The organism is Oxalobacter paraformigenes, from assembly GCF_000158475.2.
GTDB lineage: Bacteria > Pseudomonadota > Gammaproteobacteria > Burkholderiales > Burkholderiaceae_D > Oxalobacter > Oxalobacter paraformigenes.
Window position 1 is genome coordinate 1,630,250 of the sequence record NZ_KI392031.1, and the last position, 22,895, is coordinate 1,653,144.

Sequence of the window (22,895 nt, forward strand, 5' to 3'; positions counted from 1 at the left end):
GCAAGAGCAGAGGCTGCCGGAAACGGCGACAAGGCATGCCGTCCGTCTCCGGTCACCCGGCCGCGACATCCCTGTTTTCAGTACCAGACACATGTTAAGAAAAGCCAGCGAAAAAGATATTTCCAGAATTGCGGAAATCCTGATATTTGCAAAAAGGGTTTCTTACCGGCCGATTTTCGAGGACGACAAGGTTTCCTTCAATATCATGCAAGTATTGACCGAAGCGGAAAACCTGAAAAAACCTGATGGACTGGACGGTGTTTTCGTTTACGACGATGGAATCGTCAGGGCAATGATGAAAAGGCAATTCGCCGGAAAAACGGTAAAACTGTGTGAACTGTTTGTCGATCCCTTTTTCCAGCACAACGGCATCGGCGGCAAAATCCTTGCCTCCCTCGTCGATGAAGCGCGAAAAAATCATTGCTCGGACGTTTACCTTTGGGTACTCGAAAAAAACGTTCAGGCGAGAAACTTTTATGAAAAACACGGCTTCGTTTTTAAGGGCATCAGGGAAGAGTTCGCCGATACCGGCCGTTACAAAATGAAATACGTCATGCCGCTTGAATAAGCTGGCCGTCACGGCCAGTCTTCACATCCGGCGACGGTTCGGCCAGCGTTATCGGTCTGTCCAATCCTTGCCGTCCTTTTTTCCAGCCCGGACAGCCGGTCTCCGGAAAAATGCGTAAAAACCTGTCGCCTCTCCTTCTTTCGACCGGACGACCGTACGGGATAAGGGCATTATGGGAAAAGACTTCAAAACGTTCGCATCGGGAAAAGCGCTCTTCCCTTTTCGCCTCGTACTGAACGGTTTTTCACCGTCCGGCTTTATTTCCCCCGCTTTCCGTTTTCTTTTCTGAACACTCCTTTTCTTTCGATGCGAGTATCGGACATAGCCGGGCAACCGCTCAAAACGTCAGTATGCCCAAAACACAGGAAATAACTGGCTCTTCAGACAGTTTCCTTCCAAGCTGGACGACACAATGGGAAAAGGTTTCATGGCAATATTGCTGTGCCGGGAAATGCACGCCCTTTAGCGCGCCCGCCGAGAAAGTCACACAAGCGGTGCCCGGCAATTGCCTGCTGGCCGCTAAACGATCTCCAAAAAGAAAATGGCTTGCTTCTGATGTCGCGTTTAAAGGCGAACCGACACTCTGGAAAAAACCGGATTAAACAACGAACGGTCCCGTTTCCGGTACATACCGCTTTTGCCCAGCGCCGCCAGAAGGGGCAACACATCTTTCTGGCCGCTTAACGTATATTTCGTTTTATCAGTAAAACAGCCGACCTGAATCGTCACCGCCCCGGGAGGCAGCGCCGCGAACATGTCTTCGTCTGTCGTATCGTCACCGATTGCCAGCATAAAATCGTATGCGTTTTTTTCCAGCAAACGACGAATTTCCGTACCCTTATTGTAAGCTGCCGGCTTTATTTCGATAATCTTGTTGCCTCTCATCAGCGACAAACCCAATCGCGCACAGGGCGCCATCAATGCATTTATCAACTGGTTGATCCTCAACTCCGCCAGCCAGTTGTCCACTTGCCGGTAATGCCATACCAGCGCCGTTTTTTTGATTTCGATTTCGGAACGGGGTGTTTTATGAGTGATATTTTCGAGCAGGGCGAGAATTTCCGCGTCCCAGGCCGTCTCCTCGTAACAACGCTGCCAAACGCCCTTTTCCTTGAAAAAAGCCCCATGCTCTGCCGCCAGTCCTATCGGCAAATGCCCAAGCCAGCGTTCCAGCGATGCGGCATCGCGGCCGCTGCATATTTCTACCGTATTGGCAGAATCGGCGGCCAGACATTTCAGAATGTTCATCAATTTCCGGCCAGGTTTTACCTGTGCGTGATTTTTGCTCAAAGGCACCAGCGTACCGTCAAAATCCAGTACCAAAAGCCGCCTGTTTGCTTCCCGGTAATCCGTGAGGATATTTTTCAGCCCGTCTTCATCCACCACCTTCCGGTTCATTTCGAGATTGCGTTCCGTCACTTGCCGCAATTCGCCCATGAAGTCGTTGGCCCAGCATGCCACATTTTTACGCGCCAGACTCTGCTGCATGACGGCAAGCGCGTTTTTCTGCTGTTTGACCGTCATTTTCAGCGCTTTCAAAAGCGCCTCTTCTATCTGCCACCGGTCTGCAGGATTGACGCTGATAGCCTGATCCAGATCGGCAGCGGCTCCTGCCATTTCGCTTAAAATCAGCACACCCGGTTTGTCCCGTTTTGCCGCAAGGTATTCTTTTGCCACCAGATTCATGCCGTCCCGAATCGGCGTTACCAGCGCAATATCCGCAATACTGTAAACGGCGGCCAGTTCCTCGAAATCGAAACAGCGGTAAAAATAGTGGACAGGGTTCCAGTTCACCGTAGCGTGTGCGCCATTGATGGCGCCAACCAGTTCGTCGATACGGGTTTTCAGCCCGGCGTAAATATCGACCTTGTCCCGTGACGGGACCACGATCATGATCATTGTCACTTTTTCCCGATATTCGGGATGATTCTTCAGAAAAGACGCATATGCTTCCAGACGCGGCAAAAGTCCCTTCGAATAGTCCAGACGGTCAACCGATAAAACGATCTTGCTGTCACCCGCCAGACGCCGCAATTCGTCCGCCTTTTCGCATACATCGGGCAAATCCGACACACCGTGATACAAATCGTAATTGATGCCCATCGGAAAAGCGTCGATACGAACCGCCCGATTGTCGAGAATCACTTCGTCCAGCCGGCATTCCATGCCCAGAACGCGATAAACGGTACTGATGAAATGGCGCATGTAATTGTGGACATGAAAACCAATCAGATCCGCACCCAGCAAACCGCGCAATATTTCTTCGCGTTCCGGCAAATAGCGGAACATTTCATAAGAAGGGAAAGGAATATGATGAAAATAACCGATGCTGACTTCCGGGCAACGTGCCCTGATCATACCCGGTAAAAGCATCAGTTGATAATCGTGTATCCATACCTGATCGCCGGGCTCGATAATCTTCATGGCTTCCCGGCAAAACAGTTCGTTAACTTCGCAGTAACTGCGCCAGTAGTCCTTGTTGCAGGACATGTAATTCAGAAAATAATGGCACAGAGGCCATAAAGTACTGTTGGAATAACCTTCGTAATAATTATGGATATGTTCAGGAGTCAGAAAAACCGGATAGAGACCGAGCTTTTTCAGGCGTGCCCTGATTTTGCGTCTTTCCGCCGGGACAGCTTGCCAGCCTGCCCAGCCCAACCAGTGTTTTTCTCCAGGCACTTTCAGCGAATCAAGACCCGTCGCCAATCCGCCACTGCTGCGGGCAAATTCCATTTTGCCGTCTTTTTCCACGACGGTTACGGGAAGGCGGTTGGAAACGATGACACATTTCATAAAATTCTTCACCCTTATTCATTTCAACAGGGCCCGCATAGTAGATCAGTTTGAAGTCAAAGCTGCCAAAAGCGATAAAGTCCGAGACAATATTTCTCGTACAAACCGGTGAACCGTCTACCCTATGAATCCACAGTTCACAACGACAATCGTTCAGGGAAAAGCGGCCGGTTGCCGCCCGTACCAAAACAAGGCGTAACCGGAATTATTTGCACCGGATGCAAAATCGGTCATAAACACAGACCCATTCGGAAACGAGAAGTTTTTATAACCCATTCCCTGCTGTCATGCCTGTAAAAACATCAAACGGCAAAGATATACCGTGCGGCACATGATTTAACGAAAACAGACCGGCGATAAAAACCGAAAATGGAACTGAAAAGGGACAGGCTGAAGAACTGGCTGCGACAAGGAACTGTTGGCAGCCCAGCTGAATAAACCGGAGAAAACGTTTATTTTTCACAGAAACAATTCCGGGAATTGCTTCCTTGCCCCCAGAGAGACAGAAGGAACAAACACGCCTTCAGGATAACGCCCGAAAGCCAGTTCCCGTATGACAGTATCACCGGCATACGGCTGCCGCCGTCTGAATAAAAAGCATAAACCCCCGTTATTAAAGCACCTTATCCTTTTTTCCTTCCCACCACCCCCTGCCTCCCGTATCCTGACCATAACAGGAACCGCCAATACCGAACCCTCATCGCTTTCCTTGCCGCGTCGAAACCCCTGCCATCCTGCACTGACAGAAATGCAACCATAACAAATGACAGGCCGAGTGTTTTCTGCGCCCCCTTCATAATGGTGCTTAAGGCTTGCCTGATCTGCGCCCTGAGGTAATCGTTCCGGTCACATCAAGACAGCGACCGTTCCGGATAACACCTGATTCGGCAGATGTAGCCGGACAAAACGCGACCGGACGCGTTTCCCGGCGCTTTTTCCCTGAAAACCGGTTTATTCATGCGTTTTCACCCTTAACCATTTGCCTGCCACTACTGTTTCGCGAAAGCGCTTCCTCCCCGCTTCCCTTGTCTTCCTGAAAGTTCGATGTGCCCCGGCCTTCACAATCGGTAACGGATGGATCGCATATCGGCCAAGGTTTATCAGGTCCGCCAGTATCGTTCTGCCGGCAAAACGGTACAGCTCTTCCGGAAAAACCGGTTTAACCCTGTTTTCCCATTCCTGCAAGGTTTAACAAAAAATAAATTGGTCGACATATCTACTTTATAAAATGCTATCCGACAGTCCGGTAAAAGTTCCGTTCCTGCCACTTGACGGACACATCCGGATACAACCCCGTCATTCAACAGCCTGATGGAGAAACTCCGATCCAACATTTTCAGAATCGTAAAATGGAAAATAAACTGGCAGGACTGGATAAAACGTTTTTCACCATGACATTAACCAATCAGCACATCGTATCCATTCTGGTGCTGCTGGCCCTGCTCGGGATCGTTTTCGCGATTTTATGTCTGAAACGATTTCAAAATAATATTCCTGCACATCTGTCCCGCGTCCTGATTGCTTTCTTCATTCTTTATTTAATCAGCAAGCTGCTGATGCGTTTTATCGAAATCCATCGTATTTCACTAGTTACTCCGAAAGAAATCAATTTTCTGTTTCTGATCGCTGTTGTTTCCCTTGCCATTCGGGAAACGTTCCGTCTGGCCGATCATTTTCAGGAACATTTGATCAAAACCGGAAAAAACGCCACCTCGGCCCAACTCATTACCCGGGTCATCAAAGTGACCTGCATGACATCTATCGTGCTTTTGTTCGGAGAACAATTCGGCCTGAGCTTGTCGGGACTGTTGACCTTCGGCGGTATCGGCGGTATTGCCATCGGTCTGGCCGGCAGGGAAATCCTGAGCAACCTTTTCTCAGGCGTCATGCTTTATTTCGACCGTCCCTTCAATATCGGCGACTGGATACGCTCGCCGGATCGCCAGATAGAAGGAACCGTTACGGAAATCGGCTGGCGCATAACCAAAATCATGACTTTTCAAAATCGCCCTCTTTACGTCCCCAATTACCTCTTTTCCTCAATTTCGGTGGAAAACCCGGGCAGAATGCTGAACTGGCGTATTGATGCATCGATAGGCATTCTTTGCGAGGATGCCGGCAAGGTCAAAACCATTGTCGGCCAGATCCGCGACATGCTGCAAAAAAACGAGAAAATCGACCAGAGCCAATCCCTTGTCGTCAACTTTGATCAAATCGGCGATTTTTCTCTCAACATTCTGGTTTACTGCTTCACCAAAACCACTGTCTGGAGCGAATGGCTGGAAATACAGGAAGATATCTATCTCCAGATCATCGATATCGTCCAGAAAAACGGTTCGGATCTGGCTTACCCGACACGGAAAGTCATCCTTGACCAGGAAACGAAACCGCCGAAATAAACTTTCAGCTTTCCAAAGCTGCCGCCCACAGGCCAGAAATCATCAATTCCTTCTGAAAAACCCGACTGTTTTCATCCACACGCCAAACCGGAATGACAAGTAGATCATCGGTCTTGCGGTATGTACAGCTCGATAAAAAACCCATGACTTGTACCGTATAAACACTTTCAATACGAAAAATTGCCGACGTTCAGAAGACCATGAAAGTCCGATTTTCCAGGGAAAACCGGAATATCCGATTCTGGACAAGTTATAAGCGCCTGCTGCGCTTCTGAGCTGACACATTACCTAAAAAATAGAGAAAGCGCCGATTGACAGATATTGTTAATTTTTTCAAAACGGTGTTTCCTTCCGGTTTTTGCATGAAACAACCAAAAATGTCTGCCAGACTGAAGAGGATTTATCCCCTTTTTCTGTGGATAAATCCCGGGAAAACCGGAAATTCATGTAACAGGACAGTGACTTGCAGCCTGTGCCCGTTTCGTGGGCAATCGACTGACCGCGTTTGTTGCCTTGACGAATCGCCGCCATCCCCGGCATTCGGCGTCTTTGCCAGTCTAAACCGAGAAAAGAAAATCATGTATGTATGGCATTTTTTACCATCTGTAAATTTAAAGATGTGTTCTTACAGTTTATCGACCCCGATCAATTTCGTTTTTTGCTCAGAATACATTAGGCAAAATATTTCACCCCATGTTCTGAACCTTTTTCCCTAAGAAGAACATCCAACTGAGATAAGCCGGATTTTCCAACAGGTAAAAACAGCATGCAGGTATCCTTTTACAAAGCCAAAACAAAAGTTGGAAAATCATCAGTAATACCCTGCTGATGCTTGCCTGGCCCTACTAACAAAAATGTGCCGGTGCAGCTTCGCCTGCTTTCTACGGGAAAATATCCGCATGTCTCGCTTTGTGTATTCTGACTGAGGATAGTGTTTCTATTCATCCGACATAACCTCAAGTATTATACGTTTCCCTGCTTTACCAAAACTTACTGGAAAATTACTCCATAAACCCTTCCCTGCCGGCAAGCCCGTCCTCACCGGACATTTTCTTGATTGATTTAAGAAGACCTGCCACATTCCCTATTCAGCAAAAGCGGATGGCATTACCAAAACGAGCGACAACAAAACAATTAATTCCTCCATTTTTTCTCTTCAAAAACATTCAAGGTAAAATCCTCCCTTGCCTGGGTCTTTTACATGTGTCATCCATGACCTGTGCTTTCCGTTTGAGCTCCCGGATCACTTAAACTGCATGGGATATCGGTAATATTTAGAAAATGTCGTCTTTCAGGGCAACGATGCGTGCGATCTGGTTGACTCGGTTGTAATACCATACATGATTTATTCGGATTATTCGCATCCCGGCATCGCGAGTTTTTATAATTCTGATCCGACCGTTTATGGCAACTCGACCGGTATAATGCAAAACAAACGCTTGCCGATATGTTGCAGGTATGGCGCAGATGATTTCCTCCATCCTGAACGCTTTCAGATTATTGATCGGCTTTCTCATTTTATCGGATTCAGCTTCCCGACCGGGACACCGATTGCTGATAATATTTCTCCCTGCCTTCTTGACCTTTTCCCTACTGGCGCTCATTCCCGCTTACGGACAAGCTTTTGCAGCCGGGTTCGCAGGTACCGGAAAGCGATCCCGGCCTGACAACATCGTTCAATCTGCGGGCAGAATGCAGCGCCACAGCTTATAGCGGTGAAAACGTGCGGAAACCTTGGTTAATGTCATATTCAAGACGTCAGGGAAAATACAGTACAGCTGCCGGAACCGGTCCTTTACTTCTTTCTCCGGACTGGATTTCCCCATGAGATTCAGCGCCTCTTCTTGGCCGCTTCGCGGGCAATGGCGATTTCCCGGTTGATTTTGGCCTGTTGCTACCCTGTTCGAGCTGCTCGGCAGCAAAACGATTGACCAGACCGCCATCGACCATTTCCCGGAACTGGGCGTCAATGGAATTGACGGCACTTTTCTCGGCCTGTGTAAACGCTCTCACCAGCCGAAACAGTTTTTCCCGATCCGGAGGAAGGGTTTTTCAGTCGCATAGTAAGCGTCCAGCATCAGCCGATAGGCACCATGTTCCATCAGATTCAAGTGTCCGGTTTCCTTCTGGTAACTGTTGATACTATGTTTATAAGCGCTCATTATCCCCTCTCCATATTGATATACTTTACACACTAAAAACAGCATACTCGATACACTTAATACCATTAAACATTTAAAGAGATTTCAGCAATCGGATAACAAACCTAACATTGGGAAAGCCTGAAGGATTGAGGGAAAAAGACCACGCTACCGTAATCGGATATCTTCCCCTGTCTGTTTCCGAAAGGCACCGGGGGAAAATTTCTGGAAAAGAAGCGATAAAGCTCGTCAATGGAGACAACGAATGCGCCCGTCATGACGGGACACTCGCCCTTCGTAAGGATGACCGGTTTCCTTCCTTTACCAGCGACTGGCAGAAGGTACAAGAGTTTTCTGACACGTTGAAACAGGAATCATGGCAAATCGCAAAACCTGTTGCCAAACCAGGCCATACATGGATGAGATGGGTCTGCTTTAGCTAAAGGAAAAAGGAAACCATAAAAGTACTGAGTCTGACACACAGATGCCTGGATACCTTATTCCTACCCTGCGCGGCAAATATCTGGACGGTATAACCCGTGCGGCCATTGTCAGGATCGACAAAGTGAAAAAAGCCGAATCGTCAGCAAGTCGCGCAAATCGTTATCTGGTATTTATGTGATCCCTCTTTAACCGCGCTGAGCGCATATGGGAATGGGTCGATAAGGCTCAGGCAGTTACTCTTTAAAAAGAACCCAAAAAATGTGTCCTCTATCTTTTACCGGAAGAAGTGAACGCACTCATGAAAAAATGGCCAGCCTGTTATCGCATTTTCTTTGCTGACAGGGCTGAGGAAAAGTAACATCCTGAACCTTCGGTGGAGCCAGCTTGATTTACTGAAAGGGGTTGTGTCCATTTCGGGAAGCGAGATGAAAAACGGGAATGACCATGTAGTACGGTTATCGGATGTTGCTTTAAAGATCACTGCTGCCCAACTTGTAAAACACGCGACACATGTGTTTACCTACAAAGGTCGCAAGGCGAACGAGATCAACACGATTGCTCGCAGGAACACCCTGACACGGCGGGTATCCAATATTACCGTTTCCATGACAACCGGCACACACAGGCATCAACCCTCGTTCAGAATGGTGCGTCCTTGTAGAATGGCAGGAAATGGGGCATGAAGCAATGCCGGGATGCTCAAGCGGATGTCCATCTTGTACCGCAAAAAATGAAACAAAACGCTGAAATTGCAGCCCATGTTTTGGCATCATCTGTCACAATTTTGTCACAACAGGAAAGTCATGGAAAATTACAAACACCGGAAAAATCACTGTAATTCATTGATTTTATGGCGGAAGGGTGGGATTTTAATAACAATAATAATATACTGATTTATAACAAACTTTTAAATTTCAATTAAAAATATTGCCCCTATAATTGCCCCCATAGAATTCAGGTCAACAATCGGATACGGGCAGTCCGCTATCCGCACGGACGGGGATTCGAACGCGCGTTATACCGCACGAATACTGGCTTCCCAGAAAATACTGCGACATTGCTGCGATAAATGGTTTTATCCCCTTTTTCTGTGGACAAGCCCGTGGAGAAACGGCCGTTCAGCCGGTTAACTGCATTGCTTGATTGAGTTGCAATTTGGCACATGCAAAAAGCAGGAGCGTAAAAACCCCGGCTTTTTCATTACCCCCAAGCCCTCATTCTTATAAGTACAGGCATAAATTGCATATTTTGCCGTATTTTTTTTCTTTGCAAAATGAATAAAAATGAAATCTCTTATTCACAAGTGAAGGAGATATCAAATGAAAAACCTGAAAATACTTCTGGCTGCCTTTAGTGTGATGCTGTTTTCTGCAAATCTTTATGCGGTTGAATACCAGCATGGGTATTGCCATGTCCGGCAAACGGCACCTGATGTATGCCAAAACGTGAAAGGCTACCGCGTGATGGGCAGCGCTATAGGAAATACTCATGACGACTGTACGACAGCAAAAAATGCCGCAAGGGATAATCTGATCAGATCAAGAAGAATGCAAGCGGCCCCCGCTGTATGTCGTGATCACATTGACTGCGGAGGACCGTGCGAAACTGTGGGCGGGTAATCGGTTTCTTGCCACCCTCATAGTCTGAGCCGTAACATCCATCCATTGTCAGATGCAGCAAAAGTGTTTATGATTATTCCGTTGCACGAGAGTGGGATAATACAAGACCTTCCAAAGAAATAGGCCCGCCGGTGGCTGTACGGTTCAGAACCCCTGTGTATCCTCTACCCTCCCAAACTCCGCAAGCGTCCTCTTCCTCTCCTCATCGACTGCCCGGATCCACTCCTTGTCTCCCGATCTTTTGCCTTCTTCCGCTTCAAAACAAAACACTTATACAACACTTTAACACCTATATCATCATTGAACCAAGCGGGAGTGTGCCAATACAATACCTTTTTCAGGGAAATACGCACTGCCGAATAACCGTGGATTACGAACTCCTGCATGGTAGTAAAGCCTTGTTTTTCTGCAATGGTGCTGTATCAGGCTGTTTGTCATAATGTTCCCCACGCTCTAACGGTTGCCCTGTGCCGGGCAGCACAATCCCCATACATCCCGATCACGTCCACCATCCATGCAGTCAGTTCGTCATAATCCCCTTCCGGCGGTTCTGGCAACTGCGGACAATCGGCGGTAAGGCTACTGTCCAGCGGTGGCGTTTGCTGCACGTACTGCATTTTTGAGGACGCGCAACCGGCCGCTATCAGGACGGCAATCAGCAGGGACAGGATGGTTCTTTTTCGCATGGGCCAGCTCCTTTTTCAGTTCGGCGATTTGTTTTTCCAGTTCTCCGGATTTCCCGATATAGTCTTTGGCGCTTTCGTTTATCTGCTTGTTGGCGTCAGCAAAATGGTTGGCATTGGTTTGTACTACTTCTGTTTTTTCTTGCTGATAGGAGGCAGACAGTCGCCAGTTTGTGACGATACAGCCAGCGAGAAATCCGGCAATCAGGCAAACGACCGCCAGCCACCCCTTCTTAAACATCTTCATCTCTTCTGAAAACGGTCTGTTCCGCCTGTCTCCGGCTCACCAGTCCGGGCAGTTTTTTCCCGCCCGCATTAACCCATAATCCGAATGCATCTGCCGCAGCACGGTATTCGCCTCTCCGAATGTATTTCGCCACCGATGATCCCGAAAAATTGCCGATTCCGATGTTGTGGGCCAATGAAATGCACGCCCCCAGTCGGTTTGACGTTGCTTTCAAGGTCGGACAAACTCTCAGCACGGCCGCTCTGTATTTATCGATTTCCATTACCAGTTCGGCATCGGCCCGCTCCTGTGTCCATACATCCCCTTCCTTCACGCCTTCGGTGTGGCCGTAGCCGATTGTCCACTTCCCCGCTGGACATTTGTACGCTTTCAACCGGCATCCCTCGTATTGCGCGATCAGTTTTTTCGCTTCTTTTTCTGCCTCAGTCATTTTTCTTTGTCCTCAATCGTCAGTTTCAGTTTGCCTTTCAGTATCCGTTCCACGGTTTTTTCCAGTACGAACATGCCCCGGCTTCCCATATGCCCGACAATCCCCACACACGCGGCGCTCGCCAACGGCGGCAAGTCAATCAGTTCGCACAGGTAAAAGGTCATAACGCCTGCAAAGGCTGATATGAACAGTTCGCCGATCAGCTCGACGATGTTGTACGCTCTCGCTTCGCCTCTTTGGACTTTGCTTACAAAGGATGTAACCCCACCCAGCGCAGCGATTCCAATTACCCAGGTGTAGGTCAGGACACCGTACAGCTCCGGTGATTTGTCTGTAACGGCATGTGCCAATACCGGCCACAGTGTTACGAACAGGAAAAAGAAGGCATCTATCATTGATTCCCCCTCAATTCCGGCGGCAGCTGTTTCCGGTACAATTCGGATTCCCAAGCAGACCGGCAATGGTTGTCCTGCCAGAAAAACAGCGTGTCGATCAGCGCCCGGAGAAAGGCCCAGCCCTTGCTTTCACACCGCTTGCGCCACGCCACGCTGGAGATCGTCTCGTCCGCCCAGCCTCCGAAGAGCGTGTTCACGAACTGATCGACCGCTATCGGGATTTGCCTACTCCGTCTGCCCATCGTCTTCTCCTGCCGCGGTTTCTCTCAAAACCCCCGTCTGTTCCGCCAGCGCTTCCGGCGAGAGGGCGATGGCTTCCAGCACCTCAGCCATTTCTGCCGCAGCAATCCGCTTCTCAAGGGCCCACTTGGCCTGATACAGCCACTGGCTGTTGACCACGATTTCACGCCGCATCGTCTCCAGCTCTTCGCGGGTAACACTGTGGAAGCTGTTGTCGTAGGCACGAAACAAGGTGCTTTCTCCCGGTTGCAAGACAAGGGTCAGCCCTTCGATGTTGCGGTTGGCGATTTCGTCGGCATTGATTTCAAAGCCGAGAGAAGAGCGGCAGTGGGCTTGCCCTGATGCGGTTGCAAAGGCGGCGTTCAGTTCGGCCAGCTTTCCGGTTCTCGCTTCGTCCAGTGTCGGTTTCGGTGGTTCGGGCAAGGCAACGACTTCGTACCAGTCACCCTTGTCTTCGATCATTGCCCTATGCGCGTTGCACCAAAGCGCTACAGTTGTATAGTTTGACCAATCCGTTACCGGTTTTTGTATTTTTTTTCCGATCATGATGATGCTCCCTGTCCACAAGCACTCCAAAGCACATCGCCGACAACATCTGGCGATGCATAATCAAGATTAAATCCTGTTATTTTTCTGCCATTGAGACCCGGAACTACACTAATGAGGAAATCAATATTGATGACAGTTACACAGTAATCTGCATTTAAGAAAGGCAACAACAATACGATGTCAGCTCCACCCGAGCCGGGGATACTTGCCTTACCGCCCTGCTCAACCCATCCATCCGACCATCGGCGCCACCAATTTGTGCCGTTTCGGTAGCTGTCAATGACATAAGCGATGCGTTTGCCGTTGATGACTTTATCGACTTTTCCAGCCATTTCGTTGGCCAGTTCCGTTATGTCAATCAGTCCGGGATTGACTGCCGCATCAAAAGCTTTGATACAGGGCAAAAGCGTCAATGCCGGAGGCTGGACAGTATTGGATTTACCGTAGATGGGGTTGAAATCAGAGGCATTTATTGCTAACGCAAAAGTATGACCATAGGCACTGGATCCCGGCGTCATGTTGTTATTAGACCGCGCAGCGATTGATAGAGCCCCAGAAGCGCTCGATGCGTTAGCACCTCCGGATGCAACATTCGAGATCGATCCGATAATATTCGGCAGTCCCGCTTCTTTCACCGCTCCCGGTGTCGCGCTCCCCTCGGCAAACTGCCCGATCATGTCCGGCAGGTTGAAGGTGGTTTCCCCGTCTCCGGCTCCGAACGTCGTCCCAATCGCCGCAAACAGATCAGGATAGGTGGCTCTTCCCACTGCCGCACCGTCCGCTTTCAGATAACCCGCCGGCGGCGTAGCCATTGCAAAATATTCGACTGTTCCGATCGGGACACCGGAACGCTTGTTAATCGCTTCGACAAGCTGATCGACTTTTTTCGGATCGGGCGTCAGACCGGCGTCACGAATGACGTTCAAAATCTCTTCTTCGATCATGTGATACCACCATGCTCCTGGTTTGGTCGCCCTGACGCCGGATGCCGGATCTCCGTTTCGCGGATAGCCGATCAGCGGCGTTTCCGGTGGCGACGGCGGTATCTCCGAAACATCTGCTAAAAATGCCCTGTCCATCGATTACTTTCCTCCATAAATAAAAATCGGTATTGTGTGAGACTGTTTGATGCGGTCGATCTTGCATTCAAGCCGGCGATTGCCCCACCATCGGATCGGTGTATCGACTTCGTCCTCGACGCTCGACAAATGGATCGTTTCCTCCGGCCCGACAATAGCAAATGCGAACACCCACTCCGGGCCGTTGATCGGCTCGTCGATACGACTTTCAACCGTGTGCTGACGGTAACCGTGCACCTCGACGTCGTACCCGAGTTCTTCTGCAACCTGTTGGTAATATGCGGCGCTCTGGTCTCCGGTCGAGAGCAGTTTGGCGCACAGTATCCGCCGTCGCTCGGACAGCGGCGTATCGATGCCGAGTGCCTCGTCGCAGGGATCGGGCAAACCGGCATCGGTCTCCCACTCCGACAGCAGTTCAGTGGTTGTCCGCGGATCCGATTCCTTAATCAGACTAACGATCCGGTTATGGCAACGGGCAAATTCGACGGCCAGCCCATCAAGCAAAAGATCGGACTCGGCAAATGCCGGTCCCGGCGGCATCAGGGCGTACAAAACCTGCCTGTAATCGTCAGCGCTGACATCTGTCAGCTCCATGTGATATCTCCAAGCATGCTGATATGACCTTTCGCTGCCGTAATATCATCGTCAGGACTCAGCAGTTTATGAGTGTATTCACCCTTGGCTGACGATATCGCTTCGTCGAGTCTCGACCAGTACAGCGTTCCGCCCGGCTCGGATTCACATGCGAAAAAGTCGGTTACTGACGCCACAATGGCGCTTCTGACGGCATCGGTATCTGGATAAAGCACGATATTCAACTCCACGTTGTCCCTGAGCGGCGCCACAACGTACAAATTCTCGCGCACTGTAACCGGACAGACCGCGTACAAGTGGTCATAGACCTTTTCGATCTCGGTCTCGCCCGGAACCGGATCAACGTCACCGTCGCGCATAAACCGGATCGTGACCGCCCCGGGCCCCATTTCATTGGGATAAACCCAGACCCGGGTAACACCGGGCACCTCTTTCGCCCAGCGTTTGTAATCGTTGTCGTCACCGCCTTTTGGCGGATTGCGCATCCGCTCGAGTATTCGCTCACGCAAATGCTCGTCCGTTTCCCGGTCCGCTCCACCCAGAATGCCGCCGCTTACGGCCGTCGTACCGACAGTGCCAACCGGGGTGCCGATCATGAGCATTTCACCGGCGGCAAGATTGCCGCCAGCTCCCGCCTCGATTGCCTCGACGGTCACAGTCATGTCTGTTTTGTCAAATACGACATCGGCAACCACGGCATACACATGGCTGGATGTCACCCCGATAAATTCGGTTCCGGCTCCGAGTTTGTCACCGATCCGTCCGGTTACACTGATCGGACCGGTCGCAGCCGTGGCTTCACGCCGCGGATCGGCCGGAAGCCAGAATCCGGCTTTGTCGTCAAGCGTATAGACAGCCGTGGCAACGTTGATCTCTTTCGAAATATTTTGCGCCAGACCATACAGCGAGTTAAACGCGCCGGCATTGACACGGCTGTAAACGGCATCGTCAGATCGTCTCAATACCGCATCGACGCCCCTCCTTGAAATGACATCGTTGACGATCCGGTTTATCAGGGTTTGTTTAGTGGGTATATCAAACGCCATAATGTCCTCAGCTAAGACCCGTCCATGCCGTGACCATACGGATGTCCGTTGTCGTTTTGTCGGGTTTGGTAATAACTGTCGAGATAACGATGGTATCGATGCCCTGACGCTGGACACTGACAGTGATCGAGTCCGCAACAAGGTCATCGACCAGCCATTGCAGCGCCTCCTCGACGTACTCTTTTGCGCGGGCAAGCGTCTTCGGGGTGATGGTATCTCTTGTCAAAAGCCAGAATCGGGACCCGATCCGGTCATTCTCGATATCCGGCCAGGTATCGCCCCACCAGCCATTTTTCTCGGATCCAGGCAGCCGGTCGTCCGGTTCGGCACGCCGCCAGGCGAAGATGCTGATAATGACAGCACGCTCAAGCGATTGCGCCGGCATCATGCCCGGATCGACAACCCGGCCATTGACGGTAATCGTAGTCGGTTGCATTACATTGTCTGATTAGGTTGGCTGGTAACGGACTGGGTTTCGTTGTGATCGTGGCTATCGAACGTATTACGCATACCGGACATGGATTTGGTTCCACCCTGGTCGGATACTTCTTTGGCTGCAACGTCAGCCTAGCCGTTTCCTTGTCGGTACTTTCGTCGCCGAAGAGATCGAAAAGGAACTGCCTGAGATTGCCCATCGCCAGCCGGAATTCGCCAGTGGTCGTTTCAGGGTTCTTGGTACCGTCCAGCAATTCCTTTGCCGGTAATTTCGTCATGTCTTTTCTCCATAAAAAAAGACCCCGCTTCAGATGAAGGGGATCTGTGTCGGTTTTCCGATTTTCACGTTTTCCGGGCGCAACTCGGGCGCCACATGAAAAATATACACCATGAAAAAACTTCGGTCAGCTTGTGTACAAATTACCTCTCCATTCTCCCAAATCCCGCAAACACCTTCTTCCGCTTGTCGTTGACTTCGGTAATCCACTCCTTGTCATTTTCCGATTCAGCCTGCCTGCGTTCCTTGTTCAATCCGCGGATATCAGCGTCAAAACTGTTCCCATTGTCATAACGCTTGTTGCCCAGTTCCAGGTCACCGTCGCCGAGGCGTTTGGCTGCGCGATCAGCATCATCCCAACGCCCCTGCTTTCCGTACTCGTCAATCTGATGCACTGTCTGCCGCCAGTCGTTCATCCGGGCGAAAAAGGCTCTCTCTTGCGCACGCTCATCCGGTGCAAGACCGACAAAAGAAGACAGACCGGGAATCTCCTTGACTGAAATGGCCTCATCGCCCAGCGCTTTTGTCGCCAGACTGAAAACAGGATCGACAATTTGTGACGAAACACCCGGCATCCAATAAGACGTGATGGCAAGGCGCAATGTCGCCGGTGCGATATCAATATGACCGGGCGAAACATCATCACCACCGGTAATGTTGTTTAGCCACTTCGACATGGCTGTCCAGTGCTTCGGTGTATTCCTGAAAGTTTTGGCATAAGCGGGTTCGTTATAGCCGCCATACGGCGCATCACCGCGATGCAGAGGCAAACCGGTAAAGGATTTGTTTTCTGCAATCCGGATAATGGGTTTCGCCGCAGATGGGGCAATAAACTGACCGAGCAAGCCACGCACCAAACGGATTAAATGCGTCCACTGTCAGCAGGGCAAGCCGCACCATCTTTTCAATCGGATTCTGCTTCTTCGACGAAAAAATCATTTCTTCCAGCGTGCGCCCTACATTCGGCAATACAGGCAGGCCTTGTGCTATCGGCACCCGGATAAAGGGTTCCTTGCCCCCCTTCCAGGGAATGGGAATAATCCGGTTCCGTTCCTTGTCAAAGTCTGAAATTTCATCCCAGATATCCTGTCCGGTTTCGTCGTCCTTGCCCAGCATGGCCCGCGCCGCAAAACTCATGACAAATCCGGCGCCTACAAGAGAAGCCGCCAGTATTCGCGCCTTTTTCGAGTGCTTCAGTGCCGCCAGCATCCGGGCATGTCCCTGTATATTGGCGTTTAAGAACATCCACAGACTGTTCATCCAGCCAGACCATTTCCCGCGCTTGTTGAAATCAACTGTAATCTCACCGGCAATCATGGCCGCTTTTTTGACCGATATACCGTTTTCTCTTGCAACTATGTACACGGCAAGACGCGTGCTGTTTTCGATCACATTGTTGGCGTTCTCGACAGCCTCCCACGTTGTCCGCCACCATTTCCGGGGATCATAATTTTCCTGATTCATTTCCTTGATCTGGCGCTCCAGATCGGCACGGTAGTCATCAATGGATTCCATAGAGCGGATAAAGCCGGTTTCACCGCCCGCTTCCATAAATTCGCGAGCATAATCCGCATATTTGCCGCCATGTTCGCCCTCTCTGTTGAGAGTGGCCTGCATATATCCCCGCATGGCGGGTAACATGTTTTTCAACACCTGCCCCTCTTTCCCGGATATCGGCGTATCTGACAAGTTAAACAACGCATGCTGTACATCACGAAGGAAATTGCGGGATGCGAAAAGGATATTCCGGGTCGTCAGCCATCTTCCGATGTATCGCGTCGCTTCGCCTACCAACTGAATGGCCTGCGGAATTTGAGGGGCGTCCAGATTCTTGAGCGCCTTGGCGATTTCAACGGCGCCGGGATTGTTTTCATTAAATTCAATCAGATGTTCTTCGCCGTGGAGTTTCACGATCAGGACATGATCCTTTTCGCGATGCAGCTTATCGACTTTCCATTCCATCAGACCGGTTTCCGGATTGATAACCGGCTCTTTTTTGTTTTTTCTGACTTTCCATAAATCCGGATTTGGGAAAGCCTTGACCAAGCGGTAAAGAGCGCGGGCCGCTTCAGCTTTCTCGGCGCGGATAATCGTGCTTTGCGCCTGAGCAAGTATATTTTCAAGGATATTCGCCGCCCTTCGCTCACTGCCCGTTCTTTGTTTGGATTCCTGCCCGCGGACGACAAAACCCCGACTTTTGCGAATTCCGCCTTTTTCTTCGTCTCGCATCAACGGTACATAATGCGAGTAAGTCTTTTCCCACAACTCGACCATGCCCTTTGGCACCAGTTGTCCATCCACCATACGGCTCCGGGTGAATTTCGTCATACGGTCAACCAGTTTGCCCAGTTCCTGCAACTTCTCGTTATTGGCATGTTTCTTCAGGATAGCTTTTGCATCGGCATCACTCATTCCTGACAGAGCCTCATTGTTCGGTTTGTCACGGTTTGCCGGGAGATTTTTCAGCCGATCATTGACCTTATCCAGCCAGACATGACGCGCATAGAGCCAGTCATTGGCCTCTTTCAGCGTAACCCCGGATTCATTGAGCGCGTTAATAATCGGCTTGACCCCGTTGTTCTGGAATCGTTTCAACTGATCCGATGTTCTGCGGACATATTGTCTGACATGCAGATAGGCGTCCTGACGCTCAGGAATCACGCCACCGGATTCTTCAATTGCCCGTTGAACCAATTTGAGATCAATGTATTTATCCTCGATATTGCGGCGGGTATTGACGGTTTCCTCATCAACCTTTTTCATGGCCTGATGAATTCTGTCGGCGATAGCACTATCCGGCCTATTTATGTCTTCTCCCGAAAAAGCATTTTTACGAGAAAACGCAATGGATTCAGGGTCTTGTGGTATATTATCTTCACCAACCCCGGCTCCAGTGTCATTGCGGGTGCGCGAAGCAATGGCATCTGTAGGTAAATCAGTGGCTCTACCCGCGGATTTACCGTCCGGGGTTTTTTCATATCCTGTTACTACCCATGCATTACTTCCAGAATACTTCGTCAACCATGTAACATGGCCTTGTGTTTCCAGCCCTACACGTGTACTTCTCCCGATCTCACTACGAGAAAATTCCTTGCCTTTTGCAATGACTTCAACAATATCATGCAGTAACTGAACAGCCTCCGATCTTGAGAATCCATCTTTACGTTGTCGCGCTTCCAGAACATGAGCAATTCCCATTGCCCCTCTTGTCCGGCCGTTATCCGTTGTTCTGCCTGTTGACCCCCAAACAAAGTCCACCCAGCCAAGCCCGTTCCTGAACATGGCCCGATGTACCGTTGTCTTGTCCAGCAATGCCCTGTTCATTGCTTCTTTGCCGCGTGCGATATTGGCTTCAACCGACTTCATGGCAGAGAGGGAAAATTTGGCATACACATCAACGGCAGTTGCGGCATTGACGTTCTTTCCAGACCTGACAAACAACTCTGCCTTGTGCAGCGCCATCAGTGCTTCCGCGTCCGTTCTCGATTCCAGTTTGTTGGCCAGATTGCCGAGACCGATTGCTCGCAATAACTTCTGGATCGCATAAACCAGTTTCTTGACGCCGGTGACTTTCTGGCCTTTTTCGGCCATATCGGTCAAGGCTTCCTCTATCGCCCTGCGCTTTCGCCACAACCGGAATTGTTCGTCCGTCCATTTTCCGTTTGTTTTTTCTCTGACGTCTCTGATAAGATCAAGATTATCTTTTATCCACTTTCTTGCTGATTCCTGAACGTTTTTATTATGGACAAGGATACTGTCAAGTTCGGACGCGAGCCGATCCCCGAAAAAACCGTTGAGGCCATAGTGTCCGATTACCTCATGGGCAAAGGTACTTTTTGCATCCTCCGCAGTCGCGATATTTCCGGAAACAAGATAACACCGCCCGCTCCGGTACGCCCCCTTGGCATCATCGGGCGCATCAAACGGCAGATCAGACGCTTTTTCCACCACGACTAATTCAGGCGCATTCCGGTATTCCTTTGCCAGTTCGTCTGCGATACGCTGGATTTCTTCGATACCAATATGATCTGTCGCGGCCGCGTTGTCGCCATGCCCTGCATCGGTTGTGGTTTCTGCTCGTTCGCTTCGTGAAAACAGCGCGATTCCCTGTTCTGTTTCCTGCGAATTCAACTTTTCGAAATGCCTGTCAAGAATATTTTTCGCACTCGACATGGCAGTAGGCGTCAATTGCCGCTGCCAAGCATTGTTGGCCGGGCTCCATTTCCATCCTGATTTTTTCAGATCCGTAATAACATCCTGATCCGGTCTTGCATCAAAAAGGATTCGAAGACGATTGTCTGCCGGAACGCTGACGATTTCCGCACCTTGATATGCAGATTTCGTGGCAAGCGCATCTGCTGTTTTTTTCGCAAGTTCCGGCAATTTCCATATTCTGTGCCGGTCAGTGAATACGTTCTTGTTTTTAATGTGCTCAAGCGCCTTGCCAAGAAGTTCCACTTTGCCGTTTCTTGCCAGCGTTTCAATTCGCCCGAACAGGTTTTCTTTCATGTGCGTCGCATCAAGTTCCCGTTTCAGGTCGCGCCATTCGTTTTCACTTGTGATCTCCTGCGGTGTGCCTGTCCTGATTTTTTTCAGGATCGCCGCTTTGGCTTTATCGCTGAATGCAGTAAGCTCTTCCAGTGCAGAATATTTACGATCCAGCATTTTGTTATTCCGTCTGACGTTAAATTTTGCTGGCCCTGTCACCATAGGAGACGCCGTATTTGATGTGGCGTTCAAAAGTTTCAGCGAACGTTGGAGATATCCTTTTTTGAAACGGTTCATCTCGTCGTTCAGGATAGCTTCCTGTTCCGGCGACTGAACCTGTTTTTTCAATTCGTCATAGATGTTATTGACTGTATCGGCATAATCTGTTCGGAATGCTTCGCCTCGTTTTTCGGGAGACATGCTTGACCAATAGTACGCCTGATAAGCTCTTTCTTTAGAAATGTCATCAATACTAGCGGGCACAAAAGATTTGTCCGTTTCGATTTGTTCAGAGGTCTCTGGAAGAGAAACGGCGTTTTCCTGCTCATTCGTTTCCGGTAACGAAACATCATTTTTTGCATTTTCGTTACCTTGTTTTTCCTGCTTTGTTGTGATGGCCGGTTCCTGTTGCGGTTGCGCGTTTTCTTGGGAGAGTAATTCGTTCTCCGCCTCGGCGAAATCCATCTCCGGCGGTCTTGATGTGGCATCCAGAATCGCATTGACGTCCGTATCCAGTCCGGCCTGCTTCAGGGCCCGCCTCGCTGGGAGCAAGGTCATACCGTCATCCGACACAACCCCTTCAGGCAGTTTGGAAATCTCTTCATCCGTCCAACCAAGGTCCTTTGTCAACACTTCACGTTGTATCCCGCCATTGGCAATAATCACATCCAGCGGATTGTCTGACACGTTTTGTTCTGGTTCCGCTACGGGTTTGACGGTTTCTGCTACGGGTTCCTGTTTTTTTTCGACAGGTTCCGTCTGAACCTGTGTAAGGGTTTCCGGGGAACCTGCAACAGGTTCGGCGGAACGGGTGGACAGGTTTTCGGGAATCTGTACAGGGGATTGCGTTTTTTCAAACAATCCTGCCGGCAGATTGACTTCCTGCGGTTCGACGTACTGTCCCTGTACCTGACGAGTTTGTACTTTCTGTTCGTTCTGCTGGCGGATTTTTGCCAGTTCGGAGAGAACCTGCTGAATAACGTTCTTTTCCGCTGCCGCCTGTGTTTGCTGTTGCGCCCCGATGTTTGTGCCAACGTGCGACGCTCCGCCGGTCAATGTGCCGAGAAGCCCGCCATATCCGCCCCGTTTCGACATTTCATTGAAACTGGCCTCGCCATTGGTGCCAAACAGATTTCCCAGATAGTTTCCGGATTCTTCAATAAATTCCTGCGCACCTTCTTTTGCTGCCGACTTGCCAAGATTTTTCGCATAATCCCTAAAACCATTGGCGGCCTGCCCCGGCCCGTTGAGCAGGCGTCTGGCGATTTGACCTTCCGCGCCGCCCTCGGTCAGTCCTCCGGCAATCAGTGAAATCAGGCCGGATATACCGGCTCCCGCATAACGTTCACCGAGAGACTGTTTCATCATTTCGTCGTCGCTGAACGTATCTGATGCATTCATCAAGGCATTGGCAGCCTGCGAAGCTCCGAAGCCGATACCGGACGCATGGCTCGCCATCCAGGGCGCGACCTTGCCAAGCGCCGGGACATACTTCGCCAATGCAGGCGCCGACTGCGCCAGTTTTCCTGCACCCAGTGCCGCGCCGGTCGGCAAGGCCATTGTCCCCAAATTACGGATGGCATCATACGCCAATGCTCTTGGATTGTTTGCTGCCGCCACAAGCACATCAAACAAATTTGATTCCTTTTCTTGCTGAACAGCATTGATATTGTCAAGCTGGCGATTGAGTTCATCCGAGCCGAAAGACTGCTGTAATGCCTGCTGTCCTTCGTTCATGGCCGTTACCGCATTATCCAGAAGCCCGCCCGTCAAAAGATTTGCCGCGCTGACGCCGGTACTGGCCGCCGTATAGGGAATGGCAATCGCCGTTGCTGCTGCATCCTGAAGCACAGACGGGATGGAAACCGGGTTGTTGATCTCGTCAGGCGTATAGTCATGAAACCCTGTATCCGCTGCCGTCGTAATCGCATCAATCGCGCTGACAGGACGGGACGAAGCGTAGGCAGGCTGTGCCATAGCTGCCTTGGCAATCGTATCGACAATAGGGTTATTCCGGACGGAATTGGCTTCGTAGTCTTCCGACAACCCTGTGCCGAATATGGCCGTTGCAGGGTCAAGATCGTAGGTGTACTCCCCTTTTGGCAGATCGTCGAAAAGCTGGGAAGCGTTCTTTTTGGGCAGATATTTAAGAATGTCCATCAATAATCCTCTCCCGTCCATTTCTTGAATTGCCGTTTCGCTGCGCCTTCATTGGTGCCCTTCATTATTGCCTCTGTTGTGGCTTG

At 50.2% G+C, this 22,895-nt stretch carries 23 protein-coding genes; 6 read left to right on the plus strand and 17 right to left on the minus strand.

Going from position 1 to position 22,895, the window contains the following annotated elements; all coding sequences use genetic code 11:
* The first annotated feature begins 91 nt into the window (after window positions 1-91).
* Window positions 92-568, plus strand: coding sequence for a GNAT family N-acetyltransferase (locus OFAG_RS11880; RefSeq protein WP_005875730.1), 477 nt, complete (start codon window positions 92-94; stop codon window positions 566-568).
* 564 nt (window positions 569-1,132) lie between these two features.
* Here OFAG_RS11880 and OFAG_RS11885 read toward each other — a convergent pair.
* On the minus strand, window positions 1,133-3,364 hold the full coding sequence (locus tag OFAG_RS11885; RefSeq protein WP_020995332.1) for a bifunctional alpha,alpha-trehalose-phosphate synthase (UDP-forming)/trehalose-phosphatase: 2,232 nt from the start codon (window positions 3,362-3,364) through the stop codon (window positions 1,133-1,135).
* Window positions 3,365-3,629: 265 nt separating this feature from the next.
* A complete protein-coding gene (locus OFAG_RS11890; RefSeq protein ID WP_040720614.1) occupies window positions 3,630-3,827 on the minus strand; it encodes a hypothetical protein in 198 nt (65 codons plus the stop codon).
* Between the two features lie 886 nt (window positions 3,828-4,713).
* Here OFAG_RS11890 and OFAG_RS11905 point away from each other — a divergent pair.
* Complete coding sequence (locus OFAG_RS11905) at window positions 4,714-5,763, plus strand: mechanosensitive ion channel family protein (RefSeq protein WP_020995333.1); 1,050 nt, start codon at window positions 4,714-4,716, stop codon at window positions 5,761-5,763.
* A 1,758-nt stretch (window positions 5,764-7,521) separates the two neighbouring features.
* Here OFAG_RS11905 and OFAG_RS11920 read toward each other — a convergent pair.
* Both OFAG_RS11920 and OFAG_RS13585 read right to left on the minus strand, forming a co-directional pair.
* Complete coding sequence (locus OFAG_RS11920; protein WP_040720627.1) at window positions 7,522-7,776, minus strand: hypothetical protein; 255 nt, start codon at window positions 7,774-7,776, stop codon at window positions 7,522-7,524.
* A complete protein-coding gene (locus tag OFAG_RS13585; RefSeq protein WP_020995335.1) occupies window positions 7,773-7,925 on the minus strand; it encodes a DUF1376 domain-containing protein in 153 nt (50 codons plus the stop codon). Before OFAG_RS13585 ends, OFAG_RS11920 begins: the two co-directional genes overlap by 4 nt.
* Window positions 7,926-8,388: 463 nt before the next feature.
* Here OFAG_RS13585 and OFAG_RS14025 point away from each other — a divergent pair, with 463 nt between their 5' ends.
* The 4 genes from OFAG_RS14025 to OFAG_RS11935 all read left to right on the plus strand — a co-directional run bounded on the left by OFAG_RS14025 (window position 8,389) and on the right by OFAG_RS11935 (window position 9,967).
* Window positions 8,389-8,526 (plus strand): hypothetical protein, encoded by a 138-nt coding sequence (locus OFAG_RS14025; protein WP_155979209.1) that lies wholly within the window; start codon window positions 8,389-8,391, stop codon window positions 8,524-8,526.
* Between the two features lie 154 nt (window positions 8,527-8,680).
* Window positions 8,681-9,031: a tyrosine-type recombinase/integrase gene (locus OFAG_RS14560; RefSeq protein WP_051347039.1), complete on the plus strand. Its 351-nt coding sequence runs from the start codon at window positions 8,681-8,683 to the stop codon at window positions 9,029-9,031.
* The gene (locus tag OFAG_RS14030; RefSeq protein ID WP_155979210.1) at window positions 9,028-9,186 is read left to right on the plus strand and encodes a hypothetical protein; all 159 of its coding nucleotides are present in this window, start codon (window positions 9,028-9,030) and stop codon (window positions 9,184-9,186) included. Before OFAG_RS14560 ends, OFAG_RS14030 begins: the two co-directional genes overlap by 4 nt.
* Window positions 9,187-9,667: 481 nt before the next feature.
* Window positions 9,668-9,967 carry a hypothetical protein gene (locus OFAG_RS11935; protein WP_020995336.1) on the plus strand — a complete coding sequence of 100 codons (300 nt, stop codon included), beginning with the start codon at window positions 9,668-9,670 and terminating at the stop codon, window positions 9,965-9,967.
* Between the two features lie 434 nt (window positions 9,968-10,401).
* Here the strand turns inward: OFAG_RS11935 and lysC are convergent, their stop codons facing one another.
* From lysC to OFAG_RS14485, 13 genes are all read right to left on the minus strand, one after another.
* Window positions 10,402-10,653, minus strand: a complete 252-nt coding sequence (lysC, locus tag OFAG_RS14570) for an Rz1-like lysis system protein LysC (RefSeq protein WP_020995337.1) — start codon at window positions 10,651-10,653, stop codon at window positions 10,402-10,404.
* Entirely contained in the window at window positions 10,547-10,891 is a 345-nt protein-coding gene (locus tag OFAG_RS11940) for a DUF4094 domain-containing protein (protein WP_040720632.1), read from the minus strand. The genes lysC and OFAG_RS11940 overlap by 107 nt, the downstream gene beginning before the upstream one ends.
* A complete protein-coding gene (locus tag OFAG_RS11945; protein ID WP_005875716.1) occupies window positions 10,884-11,327 on the minus strand; it encodes a lysozyme in 444 nt (147 codons plus the stop codon). The genes OFAG_RS11940 and OFAG_RS11945 overlap by 8 nt, the downstream gene beginning before the upstream one ends.
* Window positions 11,324-11,722 (minus strand): phage holin family protein, encoded by a 399-nt coding sequence (locus OFAG_RS11950; RefSeq protein ID WP_020995338.1) that lies wholly within the window; start codon window positions 11,720-11,722, stop codon window positions 11,324-11,326. The genes OFAG_RS11945 and OFAG_RS11950 overlap by 4 nt, the downstream gene beginning before the upstream one ends.
* Window positions 11,719-11,964 (minus strand): hypothetical protein, encoded by a 246-nt coding sequence (locus tag OFAG_RS11955; protein ID WP_020995339.1) that lies wholly within the window; start codon window positions 11,962-11,964, stop codon window positions 11,719-11,721. Before OFAG_RS11955 ends, OFAG_RS11950 begins: the two co-directional genes overlap by 4 nt.
* Complete coding sequence (locus tag OFAG_RS11960) at window positions 11,948-12,508, minus strand: DUF4376 domain-containing protein (protein ID WP_020995340.1); 561 nt, start codon at window positions 12,506-12,508, stop codon at window positions 11,948-11,950. The genes OFAG_RS11955 and OFAG_RS11960 overlap by 17 nt, the downstream gene beginning before the upstream one ends.
* Window positions 12,505-13,590, minus strand: coding sequence for a phage tail protein (locus OFAG_RS11965; protein WP_005875710.1), 1,086 nt, complete (start codon window positions 13,588-13,590; stop codon window positions 12,505-12,507). Before OFAG_RS11965 ends, OFAG_RS11960 begins: the two co-directional genes overlap by 4 nt.
* A gap of 3 nt (window positions 13,591-13,593) precedes the next feature.
* Window positions 13,594-14,184, minus strand: coding sequence for a YmfQ family protein (locus tag OFAG_RS11970; RefSeq protein WP_005875708.1), 591 nt, complete (start codon window positions 14,182-14,184; stop codon window positions 13,594-13,596).
* Window positions 14,175-15,230 (minus strand): baseplate J/gp47 family protein, encoded by a 1,056-nt coding sequence (locus tag OFAG_RS11975; RefSeq protein ID WP_005875705.1) that lies wholly within the window; start codon window positions 15,228-15,230, stop codon window positions 14,175-14,177. The genes OFAG_RS11970 and OFAG_RS11975 overlap by 10 nt, the downstream gene beginning before the upstream one ends.
* 7 nt (window positions 15,231-15,237) lie before the next feature.
* Window positions 15,238-15,666: a phage GP46 family protein gene (locus OFAG_RS11980; protein WP_005875703.1), complete on the minus strand. Its 429-nt coding sequence runs from the start codon at window positions 15,664-15,666 to the stop codon at window positions 15,238-15,240.
* On the minus strand, window positions 15,596-15,943 hold the full coding sequence (locus OFAG_RS14410) for a hypothetical protein (protein ID WP_020995342.1): 348 nt from the start codon (window positions 15,941-15,943) through the stop codon (window positions 15,596-15,598). Before OFAG_RS14410 ends, OFAG_RS11980 begins: the two co-directional genes overlap by 71 nt.
* A 142-nt stretch (window positions 15,944-16,085) precedes the next feature.
* The gene (locus OFAG_RS14480; protein WP_155979211.1) at window positions 16,086-16,787 is read right to left on the minus strand and encodes an LPD38 domain-containing protein; all 702 of its coding nucleotides are present in this window, start codon (window positions 16,785-16,787) and stop codon (window positions 16,086-16,088) included.
* A complete protein-coding gene (locus OFAG_RS14485; RefSeq protein WP_020995344.1) occupies window positions 16,693-22,809 on the minus strand; it encodes a putative barnase/colicin E5 family endoribonuclease in 6,117 nt (2,038 codons plus the stop codon). The genes OFAG_RS14480 and OFAG_RS14485 overlap by 95 nt, the downstream gene beginning before the upstream one ends.
* Between the last annotated feature and the right edge of the window lie 86 nt (window positions 22,810-22,895).